The sequence below is a fragment of the Butyricicoccus sp. genome (assembly GCF_977037065.1).
This window is the reverse complement of sequence record NZ_CDRQNY010000015.1, coordinates 1-16907: the sequence shown is the minus strand read 5'-3', so window position 1 is coordinate 16907 and position 16907 is coordinate 1. Positions and strand designations below refer to the sequence as shown.

12 protein-coding genes are annotated in these 16907 nt (G+C 56.4%); 9 read left to right on the top strand and 3 right to left on the bottom strand.

What is annotated here, in order from left to right; translation table 11 throughout:
* The first annotated feature begins 35 nt into the window (after nucleotides 1-35).
* The 8 genes from ACWVX6_RS06700 to ACWVX6_RS06665 all read left to right on the top strand — a co-directional run bounded on the left by ACWVX6_RS06700 (nucleotide 36) and on the right by ACWVX6_RS06665 (nucleotide 9752).
* Nucleotides 36-776: a nucleotide-binding protein gene (locus ACWVX6_RS06700; RefSeq protein WP_110437293.1), complete on the top strand. Its 741-nt coding sequence runs from the start codon at nucleotides 36-38 to the stop codon at nucleotides 774-776.
* Nucleotides 777-816: 40 nt separating this feature from the next.
* Complete coding sequence (locus ACWVX6_RS06695) at nucleotides 817-1227, top strand: methylglyoxal synthase (protein ID WP_110437294.1); 411 nt, start codon at nucleotides 817-819, stop codon at nucleotides 1225-1227.
* 75 nt (nucleotides 1228-1302) lie between these two features.
* Nucleotides 1303-2661: a histidine--tRNA ligase gene (gene hisS / locus ACWVX6_RS06690; RefSeq protein WP_455152702.1), complete on the top strand. Its 1359-nt coding sequence runs from the start codon at nucleotides 1303-1305 to the stop codon at nucleotides 2659-2661.
* A gap of 101 nt (nucleotides 2662-2762) precedes the next feature.
* The gene (locus ACWVX6_RS06685) at nucleotides 2763-2972 is read left to right on the top strand and encodes a hypothetical protein (RefSeq protein WP_117751352.1); all 210 of its coding nucleotides are present in this window, start codon (nucleotides 2763-2765) and stop codon (nucleotides 2970-2972) included.
* Between the two features lie 233 nt (nucleotides 2973-3205).
* Nucleotides 3206-5017, top strand: a complete 1812-nt coding sequence (gene aspS / locus ACWVX6_RS06680; RefSeq protein WP_455152701.1) for an aspartate--tRNA ligase — start codon at nucleotides 3206-3208, stop codon at nucleotides 5015-5017.
* 73 nt (nucleotides 5018-5090) lie between these two features.
* Nucleotides 5091-7094 (top strand): LTA synthase family protein, encoded by a 2004-nt coding sequence (locus tag ACWVX6_RS06675; protein ID WP_455152700.1) that lies wholly within the window; start codon nucleotides 5091-5093, stop codon nucleotides 7092-7094.
* Nucleotides 7095-7509: 415 nt separating this feature from the next.
* On the top strand, nucleotides 7510-9228 hold the full coding sequence (locus tag ACWVX6_RS06670) for a solute:sodium symporter family transporter (protein ID WP_117491007.1): 1719 nt from the start codon (nucleotides 7510-7512) through the stop codon (nucleotides 9226-9228).
* Nucleotides 9229-9347: 119 nt separating this feature from the next.
* Nucleotides 9348-9752, top strand: coding sequence for a VOC family protein (locus ACWVX6_RS06665; RefSeq protein WP_118285092.1), 405 nt, complete (start codon nucleotides 9348-9350; stop codon nucleotides 9750-9752).
* 194 nt (nucleotides 9753-9946) lie between these two features.
* On the opposite strand, the gene iolD is transcribed toward ACWVX6_RS06665, so the two are convergent.
* Together iolD and ACWVX6_RS06655 are read right to left on the bottom strand one after the other, a co-directional pair.
* On the bottom strand, nucleotides 9947-11908 hold the full coding sequence (iolD, locus tag ACWVX6_RS06660; RefSeq protein ID WP_286051203.1) for a 3D-(3,5/4)-trihydroxycyclohexane-1,2-dione acylhydrolase (decyclizing): 1962 nt from the start codon (nucleotides 11906-11908) through the stop codon (nucleotides 9947-9949).
* Between the two features lie 340 nt (nucleotides 11909-12248).
* Nucleotides 12249-13055: a 5-deoxy-glucuronate isomerase gene (locus ACWVX6_RS06655; protein WP_117555212.1), complete on the bottom strand. Its 807-nt coding sequence runs from the start codon at nucleotides 13053-13055 to the stop codon at nucleotides 12249-12251.
* A gap of 370 nt (nucleotides 13056-13425) precedes the next feature.
* On the opposite strand from ACWVX6_RS06655, the gene ACWVX6_RS06650 reads away from it, so the two are divergent.
* Nucleotides 13426-14307: an AraC family transcriptional regulator gene (locus ACWVX6_RS06650; protein ID WP_455152699.1), complete on the top strand. Its 882-nt coding sequence runs from the start codon at nucleotides 13426-13428 to the stop codon at nucleotides 14305-14307.
* A 1082-nt stretch (nucleotides 14308-15389) separates the two neighbouring features.
* Here ACWVX6_RS06650 and ACWVX6_RS06645 read toward each other — a convergent pair.
* On the bottom strand, nucleotides 15390-16907 hold a 1518-nt coding region (locus tag ACWVX6_RS06645), incomplete at its 5' end, for a hypothetical protein (RefSeq protein WP_455152698.1).

The window sequence follows — 16907 nt, the reverse complement described above, 5'->3', positions numbered from 1 at the left end:
TATTGCCTTAAATAAGGTTTTCTTTCGGAGGCGGTATGTTGAAGGTGATTCTTGTTGCGTCCGGTAAGGGCGGCACAGGAAAAACTTCCCTTACAGCGGGCGTAGGCGCGGCTCTCGCGCAGCTTGGCAGTAAAGTGCTGCTGATTGACGGCGACTGCGGTCTGCGCAATCTGGATATCGTGCTCGGCATGTCCGACCGGGTGGTCTACTCGTTTGCCGATGTGGCAGGCGGCGCGGTTCCCCTCGCGGATGCCATGGCGTGTCATCCGGATATGAAAACGCTGTACTTACTCACTGCACCGGTGGCGCTTCCCGCTCTCAGCGAGCGCGGCATGGAGCAGCTGGCTGTGCAGGCCGAGGAGGCTGGGTTCGACTACCTGCTGATCGACGGTCCCGCCGGACTGCCGGCTGAGCTTTCCTTTCTGGCGCACATTGCCACGCAGGCGATCATCGTCACCTCGACCGACCGCGTGTGTGTCCGCGGCGCAGAACGCTGCGCCCGCAAGCTGGAGGAGGAATACTGCATACAGCGCATCCGCATGGTGCTTAACCGCGTGCGTCCGCAGCTCATCAGCCACGGCAAATCCGGCAACATCGACGACGCGATGGACGAAGCAGGGCTTCCCCTGCTCGGTCTCGTGCCCGAGGATGTGGACCTCATTTCGTGCAGCAACAGCGGCAGGAGCATTCATGCCGTCAAGCACACGGGCGCGGCTCGCGCCTTTGTGAATATCGCCCGGCGGCTCAACGGCGAGCGTATTCCACTGAAATTGTAAGTAATCTCAAAATGAATATACAGGAAAGGGGTTATTCCTGATGAATATAGCACTGATCGCACATGACCGCAAAAAAGAACTGATGGTACAGTTTTGCATGGCATACTGCGGTATTCTTGCAAAGCATAACATCTGTGCCACCGGCACCACCGGCAAGTTTGTTGAAGAAGCTACCGGTCTGAAAATCGACAAGTGCCTTGCGGGTATGCAGGGCGGCGAGGAGCAGATCTCCGCGCGCGTAGCCTACAACGAGATCGACCTCGTGCTGTTTTTCCGTGATCCGATGTCCAACGCACAGTACGAACCGGACGTTCATGCGATTTCCCGCCTGTGTGACATGCACAATATCCCGATTGCAACCAACTCGGCAACCGCCGAGATGCTCATCCTCGGTCTGGATCGCGGTGATCTGGATTGGCGTAATATTGTCAACCCGAAGAACAAAAAATAAACATAGCATTCGTTGCACCGGATCGGGTACGCCAATTCGGTGCATACGTCTGTCTTGAGGAGAATCAAAATAGTTATGGAAAAAGTAAAACCCAGAACCTTATCCGGCTTTATGGAGCTGCTTCCGGCACCGCAGGTGCAGATGGAGCGCATCATGCAGGTACTGCGCGAAACCTATGCGCTGTACGGCTTCTATCCGCTGGATACCCCGCTGATCGAGTCCTCCGAGGTACTGCTTGCCAAGGGCGGCGGCGAGACTGAAAAGCAGATCTACCGCTTCACCAAGGGCGACAGCGATCTGTCCCTGCGATTCGATCTGACCGTACCGCTGGCAAAGTATGTTGCCCAGCACTACGGCGAGCTGACCTTCCCGTTCCGCCGTTTCCAGATCGGCAAGGTTTATCGTGGTGAGCGCGCACAGCGCGGTCGTTTCCGCGAGTTCTATCAGGCGGACATCGACGTCATCGGTGACGGCAAGCTGGACATCATCAACGAGGCCGAGGTGCCGAGCATCATCTACAAGACGTTCACCTCGCTCGGTCTCGAGCGCTTCAAGATCCGCATCAACAACCGCAAGGTGCTTAACGGCTTCTTCGCTATCCTCGGTCTGACCGAGAAGGCCGGCGACGTGATGCGCACCATCGACAAGCTGGAGAAGATCGGCGCGGAGAAGGTAAAGACCATTCTGGTCGAAGATTTCGGCGTGGAAGCTGCTACGGCTGACGAACTGCTGAAGTTCATCGAGACACCGGGCGGCACCGAGGGTATCCTCGCGGCGCTGGAGGGCTACAAGGGCAAGAACGAGGTATTCGACCTCGGCGCAGAGGAGCTGAAAACGGTTGCAACCTATATGCAGGCGTTTGGCGTTCCGGCTGACCACTTCGAAATCGACCTGACGATTGCCCGCGGTCTGGACTACTACACCGGCACCGTTTATGAGACCGCTATGCTCGACCATCCGGAAATCGGTTCCATCTGCTCGGGCGGCCGTTACGACAACCTCGCGGAGTATTACACCGACAAGCAGCTGCCGGGCGTTGGCATCTCCATCGGTCTGACCCGTCTGTTCTACGTTCTCGGTGAACAGGGCTACCTGAACGACCAGATGAACAAGGCACCGGCGGACGTGCTCATTCTGCCGATGACTGACGACATGGGCGCCGCCATCAAGACCGCTACCGCTCTGCGTGAGTCGGGCATCCGCACCCAGCTGTACAGCGAGCAGAAGAAGTTCAAGCACAAGATCGGCTATGCCGACAAGTTGGGCATTCCGTTCGTTATCTTCCTCGGCGAGGATGAAATTAACGCGGGCGTGGTCGCTGTCAAGGATATGGAGAGCGGCGAGCAGGTCAAGGTTTCGCTTGACGAGGCAGCAAAGCTCATCCATGACGGTCTGGCGAAGAAAAACGCAGGCAAAGTAATCTGCGACAAATAATTCATTCTAATTAGTAATTAGGAATTAGTAGTTAGTAATTATTGATTGCTGACTGTTAATAGAAGGATAGGATTTTTCAACTGAATATGGAGGGATTGTTTATGAAACAGCTTGTTTACGGCGGTATTCTCATGATAACCGGCATGCTCGGTGTCATTGCGGCTATTCTGGCGCTTTCCGCGTCGATTGCCGATAACGCTTCCATTATGTTCCTTATCGCCTTCGCCGGCATCATTCTGTTTGCGGTTATGGCCTTTCTCGGCTATTATGAGCACGTTCGTCCGGCGATGAAGAATACAGACAATGAGTAACTTAAATTATCCATATCTCAGCTAATCCGCGCGACAGCGCGTATTAAATAGAATTTGCTCTGCAAATTCATAAAAACCGGGAGCATGTATCACGGTTTTTATACCCTAAGAGGGAGAAAGTTTCTGCACAGGAACTTTCGGACGACTTTGGAACGGCCCACGGTCCGTTCCTGCTTGTCGGCGAAACTGTAGTTTCGCGACAGCCGAAATCTTAGTAATAAGGATTGATAAACATGAATAACACATCTATTGCAGGCATGAAGCGCACGCATATGTGCGGCGATCTTCGCCTGGAGCACGCCGGTCAGACCGTTACCGTAAACGGCTGGGTTGACCGCGTGCGTGACAACGGCGGCGTACTGTTCCTGCTGCTGCGCGACCGCGCAGGCATCGTGCAGTGCACCTTTGACAAGTCGGTAAACGCCGACCTGTTCGACATTGCCTTCACCTGCCGCACCGAGTTCGTTGTAGCGGTAAAGGGCAAGCTGGTGGCCCGCGATGAGGCAGCCATCAACAAGAAGATGCCGACCGGCGAGGTCGAAATTATTGCCGAGGACATCCGCATTCTGTCCAAGGCGGAGACCACCCCGTTTGAGATTGACGACACCAAGGAGGTCGGTGACCAGATCCGTCTGAAGTACCGCTACCTTGACCTGCGCCGTCCGTCCATGCAGAAGAACCTGATGCTGCGCCACCGCGTAACGCAGGTTGCCCGCAACTACTTCGACGAGCACGGCTTCCTCGAGATCGAGACCCCGATGCTGACCAAGTCCACCCCGGAGGGCGCGCGCGACTACCTCGTGCCGTCCCGTGTACATCCGGGCAAGTTCTACGCCCTGCCGCAGTCCCCGCAGCAGTACAAGCAGCTGCTCATGCTGTCCGGCATGGACCGTTACATTCAGATTACCCGCTGCTTCCGCGATGAGGATCTGCGTGCTGACCGTCAGCCGGAATTTACCCAGATCGACCTCGAGATGTCGTTCGTGGAGCAGGATGACGTTATCGCCGTCAACGAGGGCTTCCTCCAGCGCGTATTCAAGGAAGTGCTCGATGTTGACATTCAGCTGCCGCTGCCGCGCATGACCTGGCAGGACGCCATGGACAAGTACGGCTCGGACAAGCCGGACGTTCGCTTCGGCTTTGAGATTAAGGATATTTCCGACATCGCCAAGGACTGCTCGTTCAAGGTGTTCAAGGACACCGTAGCGAACGGCGGCACGGTCCGTCTTATCAACGTAAACGGCTATGCGGACAAGTTCCCGCGCAAGGAGATCGACAAGCTCGGCGAGTTCGTCAAGACCTACCGCGCAAAGGGTCTGGCATGGATGAAGCTCGCTGCAGACGGCAGCATGACTTCTTCGTTTGCCAAGTTCCTGTCCGAGGACGAGATTGCAGCCATCAAGGAGCGCGCAGGCGCCAAGGAGAACGACCTGCTGTTCGTTGTTGCCGATGCAAACTGGCAGACCGCCGCTGTTGCTCTGGGCGCGCTGCGCTGCGAGCTGGCAAAGCGTCTGGGTCTGGCCAAGAAGGACGACTTCAAGCTGCTGTGGGTCACCGAGTTCCCGCAGTTCGAGTACAGCGAGGAGGAGGACCGCCTCGTAGCCATGCACCATCCGTTCACCGCACCGATGGACGAGGATATCCCGCTGCTGGACACCGATCCGGCCAAGGTTCGTGCCAAGGCTTACGACATCATCCTGAACGGCTGTGAGCTGGGCGGCGGCTCCATTCGTATCCACGATCCTGAGCTGCAGACCAAGATGTTCGAGGCCCTCGGCTTCACCGAGGAGAAGGCCAAGGAGCAGTTCGGTCACCTGATCACTGCGTTCTCCTACGGCGCACCTCCGCACGGTGGTCTGGCTTACGGTCTGGATCGTCTGTGCATGCTGCTCGCCGGTCTGGATTCCATCCGCGACGTGATCGCCTTCCCGAAGGTTCAGAACGCGTCCGACCTGATGATGAACTGCCCGGATATCGTAGATGACAAGCAGTTGGACGATCTCTCCATCGCAGTTACCCGCGTAGAAGAAACGCCTGAGGCATAAATTCTAACGACTTGAGAAGCCGCTGCGGAAACACCACAGCGGCTTTTCCGTTTCTGCGAAAGGAGCAACTTTTTTGAGTATTGAACGCAAGGTTCAAAACGAAACCGGACGAAATCCGTACCGAATCGGTGCAAATGTACTGCTGCTCGTTGCGTTTTTCCTGCTGTTCCATCCCCTGCTGAGCAGGGGCTCGCTGATGTATCAGCCGACCATCTCGCACTGGCTGACCGCAGGCGCATTTGTACCGCTGGTGCTGCGTCCGTGGCGCCGCAACCACCCGTTTGCGGAAAATCACACGCGGCTGTACGCGGCGGTTCTGCTGGTGCATGACGTGCTGCTGTTCCTGTCTGCGGCGGCTGTCAGCCTGATCCTGGTGGAATACATGGTCAAGGGCTGTGTCATCACGCTCAAGCAGTCGTTTTTTCAGGGCTGGATCTGCTATGTGGCGGTTTACGCTGTTGCGTATCTGATCTGCGGCAACGTGCGTGTCGGCGTATGCCTCGGCATGGCAATTTCGATGATCCACGGCATGATCGACCACTACGTTATGCTGTTCCGCGGCACGCCTGTCATGCTGAGCGACATTGCCGCCATCGGCACGGCAGCCAACGTTTCCAAGGGCTACTCCGCACCGATGGAGCTTTCCGTGCTGCGCGCCACGGCGGCGGCTGTGCTGTTCTGCGTGAGCGTATGCCTGATGCAGCGCAGCTTCAAGGTGCACAAGCGCTGGTACTTCCGCAGGCTGTTTTCGCTGCCGTGCGTGCTCGTGCTGGCGTTCATCGCCTACACCGGCATCCAGACGGTCGGCACCGGACTGGCGTTCTGGCAGTCCAGCCGCCAGTACAGCGAGATTTTCTACTTCCTGCGCTGCGCGACCAGCTCGTTTGTCAAGCAGCCGGAGGGCTACAGCGCGGACGCGCTTTCTGACGCACAGAGCGAATTTTCCGGCAAACAGGGCACGAAAACGCCCAATCTGATCGTAATCATGAACGAATCCTTCTCGGATCTCGGCTCGGTCGGCGACATCGAGACCAACGAGGACCCCATGCCGTATGTGCACAAGCTGATGCAGGGTCAGGAGAACACCATCAGCGGTCAGCTGACCGTTTCGACCTTCGGCGGCGGCACCGCCAACACTGAGCTGGAGTTCCTCACCGGCGATTCGATGGCGTTCCTGCCGTACAACTGCTCGGCGTATCAGGTGTTCATCAAGAGTGAAATGCCCAATCTGACCTCGGGTTTGGATTCGCTCGGCTACCAGACGGCGGCAATTCACCCCTATCTGTCTACCTCGTGGAACCGCACGAACGTCTACCGCTTCTTCGGCTTTGAATCGCAGTATTATCAGGACGATTTTGCCGCTGACGCCGGTCGTGTGCGCGATTATATCAGCGACAGCGCAAGCTACAAGAAGATTTTCGAGCTGTACGAGAACAAGAGGGAAAACACGCCGCTGTTCGTGTTCAACGTGACGATGCAGAACCACGGCGGCTACGACTGGGACGGCGACGGTTACTTCGACAAGCGCATCTACCTCACCGGCGAGGAGCAGGACAAGTACCCGACGGTTGACCAGTACCTCTCGCTCGTGCGGTACAGCGACGACGCCGTGCAGGAGCTGATCAGCTACTTCTCCAAGGTGGATGAGCCGACGGCGATCGTGTTCTTTGGCGACCACCAGCCCAATCTGCCGGAGGACTTTTACAACACCCTGCTCGAGAGCCGGCGCGGCGAGCTCTCGGATGCCGAGCTGCGCCAGAAAAAGATGGTAACGCCGTTCTTCATCTGGGCGAACTACGACATCAAGGAGCAGACAAACATGCAGATCAGCGCGAACTATCTGTCCGCCTATGCGCTGAACGCGCTCGGCTGCTCGACCTCGGGCTTTGACCAGATGCGCCTTGCCCTGCAGCAGCAGATTCCGGTGATGAACGTCAACGGTTATCGCCTGCCGGACGGCACCTGGTATCCGCAGGGCGAACAGCCGGAAAACGACCTGCTGAACGATTATCACCATGCGGAATATGCGCAGATTTTTGACGCAAAAAATCGCAGTGATGAATGGTATACACCGTAATTTCGTGCAGAATCCCCGCTTTATGCGGGGATTTTTCCTTGTAAAAAAGATACAGTTTTACGGATTTTTTTGTTGTTCCTGATAATTTTTTAACGTTCTCTTTGTAAATTTGCTTTCAGTTAACGTCGAAATGCACAAATACACCTTCTTGTTTATGTGCAAGTATCCAAAGTGCGAAAAAAGTAAAAAAAATGCTTTGCTATAGCCTCTATATAGTGTTAAAATAACTCTCGGACAAACGGCAACGCGGTTTGCTCATTTGACAGATCTTCAATCCCTCGATTGATGATCTTGTTTTTTGGGATCTTGCGGGCACGCGCACGCAAGCGCAGACCGGTGCCGAATATTCGAATCGTTTCGGTGAATTTTGAGGGATCTTCATCGGAGCACCAAATTCTTACAAGGGGAGAAAAAGATGAACTTCGTAAACTCCATGGCGTTTACCGCGATCACCTTCGTGGCGTTCACGGCACTCGTCGCACTCATCTCGTGGTGGAAAACCCGCGGTGACAACCTCGACACGCAGGACGGCTATTATCTCGGCGGCCGCAGCCTGACCGGCCCGGTCATCGCCGGTTCTCTGCTGATGACCAACCTTTCCGCAGAACAGCTCGTTGGCAACAACGGTCAGGCAGTTCGCGTCGGCATGTCCACCATGGGCTGGGAGGTAACCTCTGCAATCGCTCTGGTAATCCTCGCATTCGTGCTGATGCCGAAGTACCTGAAGACCGGTCTGACCACCGTTCCGCAGTTCTTTGAGCAGCGCTACGACGAAGGCACCCGCCGTCTGGTTTCCATCATCGTACTGCTCAGCTACGTTGTAATCATGCTGCCGAACATCCTGTACGCAGGCGCACAGGTATTCGTAAACATCTTCGGCATTGACAAGATGTTCGGTATTTCCCGTTTCGCAGCAATCGCAATCGTCTGTGTTGCAACCGCAATCATCGGTTCTATCTACGCCATCTTCGGCGGCCTGAAGGCAATCGCACTGTCCGACTCCATCAACGGCCTCGGCCTGATCGTCGGCGGCCTGCTGGTTCCGGTATTCGGCTTCATGTTCCTGTCCGGCCAGCTCGGCGGTGACGGCTCCTTCGTGGACGGCTTCGACAAGTTCCTGCACACCAATCCGTCCTACCTGAACGCCATCAACGAGGTTAACACCCCGGAGCCGTGGCTCCCGTGGCCGCTGCTGTTCACCGGTCTGCTGGTCAACAACATGTACTACTGGGCAACCAACCAGTCCATCATCCAGCGTACCTTCGGTGCTAAGAACCTGAAGGAAGCACAGAAGGGCGCCGTATTTGCAGGCTTCCTCAAGATCATGACTCCGCTGATCATCGTTGTTCCGGGCGTTATCTGCGCACTGGCTTACCCGGGCATGGACTGGGGTTCCGGCGACTCCGCTTACCCGATGCTGGTAGCAGAGGTTATGCCGAAGCCGATCCTTGGCTTCTTCGCTGCTGTAATGTTCGGCGCGATCCTGTCCTCCTTCAACTCGGTACTGAACTCCGCATCCACCATCTACGCACTCGATATTCACCGTCCGCTGTTCAACCCGACCGCATCCGATGCCCGCATGGTTAAGATCGGCCAGAACTTCGGTACTGTAGTAGCAGTTGTTTCCACCATCATGTCCCCGTTCATGCTGTACATGGGCGGCATCACGAGCTTCGTAAACTCTGCTTTCGCTGCGTTCAACACCCCGATCTTTGTTTGCCTGCTGTGCGGCTTCTTCTGGAAGAAGGTTCCGGCTATCGCTGCTAAGATCGTCATCCCGGTTCACGTTGTACTGTACTTCATTCTCCAGTTCGGTCTGCGCAACGTAATCCCGGCACTGAACAACATCCACTACCTGTACTTCACCGCGATCCTGTTCGTATTCGACATGCTGCTGATGTGGGTAATCGTTAAGAAGCATCCGCGTGCAACCGATTTCGAGCTGAAGGACGTAGGCGCTGTAGATCTGACCCCGTGGAAGAACGGCAAGATCTGGGCTACCGTTACCCTGCTGATCATGGTTCTGGCTTATGTAATCTTCTCTCCCCTTGGCTTCGGCAAGAGCGAGAAGACCACCTACCAGAACTACCTCGAGAATCAGACCACTGCTTCTGTTTCCGATTCTGTTCAGTAATGCAACTCAAAACGACCGTCGAAAGACGGTCGTTTTTTTATGCCTGTCCCCTATGCAAATCCGCAAAAACGTGCTATGCTAATACTAAGGCGAGAATGCCCGTACAAGGAGGAATCACCATGAAGGAACACTATAAGGGTATCGGCCATATTGCGATCTACACCGTAGATATGGACCAGAGCATTGCATTTTACGAGATGATCGGCGGCAGTGTATTCAAGCGCGACGGCGTAGAGACGCCGGAAGGCCTGAAGAAGCTGGCGCTCGTTGAATTCGGCGGCTTCCTGCTCGAGCTGATCGAGCCGCCCGCAGGCACGCTCGTGCCGTCCGGCGAGGGCAGCATCCCGCACTTTGCCGTTTACGTTGACGACCTCGACAAGACCGCGGCTGACCTCAAGGCGGCAGGCGTTATCAGCTTCACCGCACCCGAGAAGAAGGTGCTGCCGAATACCTTCGGCGGTTTGCAGAACTGGTTCTTCACCGGCCCGTCCGGTGAGCAGATCGAGCTGCTGCAGATGCTGTAAAAAACGAACACCTCCCGTCTGTATCGATGGGAGGTGTTTTTTATGCAGCCCGCTCTACGGAAACTATTTAATTCGCTCCTTAAAAATGAAACCACCACACTAATTCTCCATTATTCAGTCCTCAAGCGACAAAAAAGCTCCCAACCTCACGGTTGGGAGCTTTCGTAAACCTAAAGCGAGTTTATCGCGCGGGATTAATAGTGGCGAGCCTCGAACAGGTGATCCTCGATTGCCTTGCGTGCAGCCTGAACTTCCGGCTTGGTGGAAACTTCAGCTACGCCTACACGCCACCAGTTCTCGTAACCTGCGGACATGGTCTTCGGCAGAACCTTCATGTCGATCAGGGTGGAAACGGTCTGCTTCTTAGCATCCTCGATTGCAGCCTTCAGCTCGTCAAGAGTCTTAACGGTGTAGGTCTTGCAGCCGTAAGCAGCGCCGATTGCAGCGTAATCCACCTGGATTACCTTGCCCTTGTGGATACCGTTGGTAACGCCCGGCTCGAGCATATTCTTCTCGGTGCAGATGGACGCATTGCCCTGACCTACCTCGAGGTTGTTGATGCAGCCGAAGGAAGCGTTATCGAACAGCATTACGTTGATCTTATGACCCGTCTGAACCGAAGTGATCAGCTCGGAGTGCAGCATATCGAACGAACCGTCGCCGCACATAGCGTAAACTTCCTGATCCGGGCAAGCGATCTTAGCGCCCAGAGCAGAAGCAACCTCGTAACCCATGCAGGAGTAACCGTACTCCATGTGGTAGGTGTTCTCCTTGCGTGCACGCCACAGACCCTGCATATCGCCCGGCAGAGAGCCTGCTGCTGCACATACGATAGCGTTGTCATCGATGAGATGGTTGATGGTGCCCAGAACGGTGGTCTGGCACAGCTTGCAGCCGGTGTCCTCGATGTACTTCTCAACGCACTCGCGGTTAGCGTCGTTAATCTCCGGGGTGAAGTGCTCCTTGTCGGTGTACTCAACAGCGTCCAGACGCTCAACCTCGGTCCACCACTCCTTACGCAGAGCAGCAACCTCCTCAGCGTAAGCCTTGTCGGTGTGGTAGCCGATCTTAGCCAGCTCCTCGCCGATAGCAGTCAGAGCCTCGTTTGCGTCAGCAACGACCGGAGTAGCGTCCATCTTGTAAGCCTGGAACTCAGACGGGTTGATGTTGACGAACTTAGCGTCGGTGCGGTACAGCCACTTGGAAGCGGTGGTGAAGTCGGTGTAACGGGTGCCAACGCCGATTACAACGTCAGCCTCGTGCGCCAGCTTGTTGGCAGCGATGCCACCGGTGGTGCCCAGACCGCCGAGGTTCAGCTCGTGATCCCAAACAACAGCGGACTTGCCGGCCTGGGTCTCGCCGAATGCGATGCCGAAGTCCTCAGCGAACTTCTTGAATACCTTGTGTGCCTCAGCGTAACGAACGCCGCCGCCGCAGATCAGGAGCGGCTTCTTTGCGTTCTTGATGACCTCAACAGCCTTGTCCAGCGCGTACTTGGTAACCGGACGGCGGTCAACGCGCCATACGCGCTTCTTGAAGAAGTCAACCGGGTAATCGTATGCTTCAGCCTGAACGTCCTGCGGCAGAGAAATTGCAACAGCACCGGTGTTAGCGGTATCGGTCAGAACACGCATAGCGGAGATCATGTCGGTCATAACCTGCTCCGGACGGTTGATGCGGCCCCAGTACTTGGTAACAGCCTGGAAAGCATCATGAGCGGAGATGGACAGGTTCTGCGGCTGCTCCATCTGCTGGAGAACCGGGTCCGGCTGACGGGAAGCGTAGATGTCGCCCGGCAGGATCAGAACCGGAATGTTGTTAGCGGTTGCGGTTGCAGCAGCGGTAACCATGTTGCACGCGCCAGGACCTACGGAAGAGGTGCATGCGAAGATGGACTTGCGGCGCATCTGCTTAGCGTAGCCAACTGCAGCCAGAGCCATGCCCTGCTCGTTCTTGCCCTGATATACGATCATGTCCTTGAGCTCCTGCTCAACGCCGTTAGCGAAGCCAACTACGTTGCCGTGGCCCGGCAGCATGAAGATGCCCTTAACGAACTTGTGCTCCTGCTCGTTGCCATCCATATCAATGTAGCTGATATACTGGTTCTCGAGGAAGCGAACGAGTGCCTGAGACGCAGTCAGACGAACGGTTTCCATATGAATCATGTTGGAAATCCTCCTAAATAGAATACAAATATAAATGAATCAAAGCCAGTCTCCAACAAGCCTTGACTTAGCACCCTCCCTCTCTCCAAAAGGAGGGGCAAGGGAACCATAGGTTCCCAAACGCACGAGACAGGTCTCGTGCCTGCCGCGCGCACGCGGCAGATTCAATTCCCCATCAAAGTCCAGCTCCGCCGGACTTTGATACCACTGCCTGCGCCGGAGCGGCGCAGCCACCTTTGCTGTGCAAAGGTGAGAGGGGTATCGCCAAAAGTTTCTACGGAACTTTTGGCGTATATAGGGGGGATGGAATCCCCCCTATACTCTGGGAACGTTAGTTACCAGAGGGGCAGTGCCAGATATGATCGTTGGCATCGTCCTCAAGCAGCCACAGGTGCTCCTCGTCGTCGATGCGGGTCTTGTCCCACGGGTCGCCCGGCAGATGACGGATGCCCCATGCGTAGCAGCAGGAGTAGCCCGGTGCGGTTACCTGAGAGTGCATCTTGTCGGTGATGATAGCGAGGCCGTTGTGATGGGTCTCGTAGATCTCGCCGTTGCCCCAGCCTGCGCCGAAGCCCATCGGCTTGTCGAAGCGGTAGAAGTAGCACTCCGGCTGCGGATGATGATGCGGCGGGTAAGAGGACCACTTGCCCGGCAGGTTGACAACCTCGCCCAGTACCATGTTGGAGTACGGCGCGTTGTCCAGATCGAAGCAGGTGCGTACATCACGCTTGATGCAGCCCATCAGCTCGCCCTTGTTGCCGCGTGCCCAGGTATCGGTGTCTTCCGGCTTGTACATCTTGCTCGGGAAGGTCTTTTCGTTCAAAGTCTTCTGAATGTAGATGTTGCACGGACCGTGTGCGATGATCTCGAACTTTACGCCCTTGCAAACGTGCAGGCAGGACGGGTTGTAGTCGAACGGATTCGGACGGTCTACGTCGTAGGACTCATTCTCCCACTTGATGGTGCACTTGCCGTCGAATACCAGTGCTGCAACTTCCTTCTCAGGCTCCTCACAGCTCCAGGTGTCGCCGTCTTCCATCACGAGGAGAGCAACGTCCATCATGGCATCCTTGCCGATGCCTTCGTCAAGACGGATGTACTCGTTGTATCCGCGCTTGACCTGCTTATCCATGTACATAGGAATTCCCTCCAAAAAATAATTTTTTGGTGCGGTGACCGGTATATCCCACCCGATCACGCAGATTCAGCTGTGCAAAACAGCCTATCTGTTATCATTATACCACGCCATAACAGCCAGTTTCAACCACTCATTGAACGGATTCGGCGCGGTGCGGAAAGGCTTTGTCATTCAGCACAAAAATCCGAGTGGATTTTCTCGCAAATGATACAACAAAAATACGATTGGTTTGTGTCGCACTCTTGCCTTCCCTTCCTTTTTCATCTATAATTATAGCAGATAGTGAAGAGATTGCTTGCAATTTCTTCTCGAAGAATAACACAATTTTAAGGTGTGCCCGCAAATGCACGCCGAAGAGAGGAGAATCCCCGTGGACGCTGCCAGACGAGAAAAAAAAGAGCACGGCACACTTGCGTTTCCGTTCCAGATCTACCCCGCGCTGGACGGCAGCGAGGCCGATGACAGCGATTTTATCCCCTATCACTGGCATCCGGAGCTGGAAATCATCACGGTGGACACAGGCCACGTTTCGCTGACCATTGCCGACCACACCTACGAGGGCACGCACGGCGATGTGTTCTTCGCCGCCGGTGAGGAATTGCACGAAATCCGTGCCGCCGGACGGGAAAACCAGTTCCGCTCGTTCGTGTTTGCGGCGGATTTCCTGCAGTTTTCGCGTGCCGACCAGAGCGAATTCGCGCTGCTGTCGCCGCTCGCGGAGGGACGTCTGCGGTTTGACACCTGCATTCGCGCCGGTGAACCCGGGCAGAGTGAAATCCGTGCGCTGCTCGCACAGATCGTGCGCGCGTGGCAGGTGCAGGCGCCCGGCTGTCAGCTGGCCGTGAAAGCCGCGCTGCTCGGCATTGTGGCCGTGTGCGCGCAGTACGGCAGACTTGTCGGACATCAAATGCGCCCGGGTGCGGACTACAAGGCGCAGCAGCTGAAGGAGATCGTCGGCTACCTCGGTGAGCATTTCACCGAACCGCTCTCGCTGTCGGCGGTTGCGGCGGAATTCGGGCTTTCGCCGCAGTATTTCAGCACCTTTTTCCGGGATAATTTCGGAAGGACATTCACCCAGCATATCAATTCCCTGCGAATCGAGCAGGCGGCGCGTCTGCTCCGTGAGACCGATCTGCCGGTCATGGAGGTCGGGTTTCGCGTCGGATTTGATAATTTCAGCTATTTCATCAAGCGGTTTCGGCTTGTGTATGGTGTTTCGCCGTCGCATTATCGGAAAAACAGTTTAACTTAAACACGAGACTTGTTTTCTGCACCGGCTGAGCGGGGTGCTCGAACTGCCGCAGGCAGGTTCGCCCTAACGGGGCGGCTCCTTTTCTGCACCGGAAAGCCGGGGCACACGAACTGCCGCAGGCGTGTTCGCCCTTTCCGGGCGGGGAGTTTTCCGCTGAACCTCAGCAGGGATTCGCCGTCTGCGGACGGCGGGAACGTGCCGCGCCCCGCGGCGGGGGCAAAAAGGAAGGACAACCTGCGGTTTTCCTTCCTCTTTGAACTCCTACCTTTCCCTTGCTTCCTAATCTGGCGCAGATTGCCGACATGTGACCGCTCCGAAACAGGGGTACGACAGAGGATTTTTTCTTCCGTGTCTTTCTCAACATATTCGCAGTGTCAGATACATTACTGCTACACAGGTCGGCTACTTCCAGCAGGCGCGGCATAACCGTGCCGCGCGATTCTTTAGCGCGTTATGATAGACAGCACCTACGAGGATAAATTGTGCCAAACATCTAAATTCGCAGGTGCCATGCGGTATAACGTGCCAAAGGGTTGCGCGGCACTGTCATGCCGCGCTCTGCGTTGAGTAACCCGCATGTGTAGCAGTACGCTGTCTGTGAACTGCGAAAAGGCGGAGAAAGACACACTGAGGGAACCCGACTGCCGCGTCCTTTTCCTGCTTACGCAGTCTACCGTCTGCACCCAAGCTATCCCAACAAGGGAAAGGTAGGAGTTCAAAGAGGAAGGGAAACCGCAGGTGTCCCTTCCTTTTTGCCCCCGCGGCGGGCGCCGCAACGTTCCCGCCGTCCGCAGACGGCGAATCCCCCCCGCTGAATCTCAGCGAAAAACTCCCCGCCCGTTAGGGACGAACACGCCTGCGGCAGTTCGCGCACCCCAGTCAGCCGGTGCTGAAAAAAGGCTGCCGCCCGTTAGGGGCGAACACGCCAACGGCAGTTCGCGTACCCCGCTCAGCCGGTGCAGAGAAAAAAGCTACCTCCCGGACAGGGCGAACACGCTGATGCAGTTTGTGTCCCCCGCCTAATGACTGTCAACAGATGTAAAAAACCTCCGTACGAACCATACGGAGGTTTTTTCTATGTCTTATCTCGTCTGCTGGGTGATAATAAACACCGGAATGTACCAAATAAGCTGATACAGCAGGATATTCATCACCGGAAGCGCGTCTGCGGCGTTCTGGTACAGCAGGTAGAACACGATCAACATACCGAGCAGGCCGGCGAACGTGCCGAGCGTCAGCGCCGAGCGGACAGCGCCCGCCAGCTTATCCGCGCCGCGGAGCACCTGCATGAACGGACCGGCACCCTCGCGGGTGAGGATCGCTGCCGGTGCATCGCCCTTGGCGTAATTCGGATTCAGAAGGCGATCCACGCCTGCCGGATCCGGCTGGTCGGCAAAGCCGCGTCGGAGGTCAAACTCCTCCTCGATCATCGCCGGGGAGATATTGAAATCGCGAACGGCGAGGACCGCATTCATGTGCATGCGGCGCATGAGGCGCATCGCCTTATAGGTATTCTTGGTGGTCTGGTAGCGCATGGTCAGCACGCCTGCGAGCGCGTTATCCACAACCAGATACATATTGATCTGACCCTTATGACCGGATTCGATCGGAATGCCCATCTTGACCATGAGCGCTGCCGTGCCGAGCACGATGCGGCTTGTGCCGACAGCGCCGGTTACACCGCCCTCGACCAGACGCACGTCACGCGCGGTGAAGGTGATGCCGAAGCGCTCCTTCGTGGTATCAGTCAGCACACGGCCCAGTTCCAGACCGGCGGATTCGGTCAGCGCGGCTGCACAGCCGAGAATCTGCTCGTCCGTGATACGGCCCAGATTGTCGATGGCCTCAAGCTCGATCGAGCCGGTCGGGAACAGATCGTTCTCGAGCAGCATAACCTTCTCCGTGCCGCGCAGCAGGTTGGCCTGACGCGCACCCGCAATGGCTGCACCCGAGCGCAGCAGGCGGCTTGCGGTGTTCTTGTAGCTTGCGCCGAACGCGCACAGCAGACCGATCGGAGCAGACACCGACAGGATCGCCGAGAACGCCCAGAAGAAGCGCACCGGCTCGCCGCAGTTGAACGAAGCGACCAGCGACAGGATGATTGCCAGCGCCAGTGCGATCGGCGTGTAGATGAGCGAGAAGCGATCAACCGTGTCTGGTCGCTCGATCTCGGTCAGGAATGAGCTTGCGTCGTACAGCGGGCACTTGACGGCGTTGCATGCGTCAATCTCGCTGTCGTAATGGCTGTAAACCGCCAGCGGCTGCTCTGCCTCGCAGACAGCACGATAGGAACGCGCCTGTGCCAGACTGCGGCCGCGTGCCTCACGCATTTCGGCGTAGAGCAGAAGGATGGAAACCACCGTGTACGGTACAGCGACGCCGCCCTGATCCGGAAATACCAGCAGAGAGGCGCAGTGCAGCAGCGATGCCAGCGCCGCGAACGACACGAGCGTGCCGCGTGCCGGACGGCCGTGCAGCAGCGAGGAAAAACCGTTGCCGAACACGTCAATACCGATCAGCAGCGCCAGGATCTGCAGGGCAGCCAGTGCGCCGATGCCGATGGTCGGGTTCTGCAGAATATCGAGCACGACCGGAAGCGG

Coding starts and splice junctions, on each gene's coding strand:
- ACWVX6_RS06700 (WP_110437293.1), top strand. CDS start 36: ATGTTGAAGGTGATTCTTGTTGCGTCCGGTAAGGGCGGCACAGGAAAA.
- ACWVX6_RS06695 (WP_110437294.1), top strand. CDS start 817: ATGAATATAGCACTGATCGCACATGACCGCAAAAAAGAACTGATGGTA.
- hisS (WP_455152702.1), top strand. CDS start 1,303: ATGGAAAAAGTAAAACCCAGAACCTTATCCGGCTTTATGGAGCTGCTT.
- ACWVX6_RS06685 (WP_117751352.1), top strand. CDS start 2,763: ATGAAACAGCTTGTTTACGGCGGTATTCTCATGATAACCGGCATGCTC.
- aspS (WP_455152701.1), top strand. CDS start 3,206: ATGAATAACACATCTATTGCAGGCATGAAGCGCACGCATATGTGCGGC.
- ACWVX6_RS06670 (WP_117491007.1), top strand. CDS start 7,510: ATGAACTTCGTAAACTCCATGGCGTTTACCGCGATCACCTTCGTGGCG.
- ACWVX6_RS06665 (WP_118285092.1), top strand. CDS start 9,348: ATGAAGGAACACTATAAGGGTATCGGCCATATTGCGATCTACACCGTA.
- iolD (WP_286051203.1), bottom strand. CDS start 11,908: ATGGAAACCGTTCGTCTGACTGCGTCTCAGGCACTCGTTCGCTTCCTC.
- ACWVX6_RS06655 (WP_117555212.1), bottom strand. CDS start 13,055: ATGTACATGGATAAGCAGGTCAAGCGCGGATACAACGAGTACATCCGT.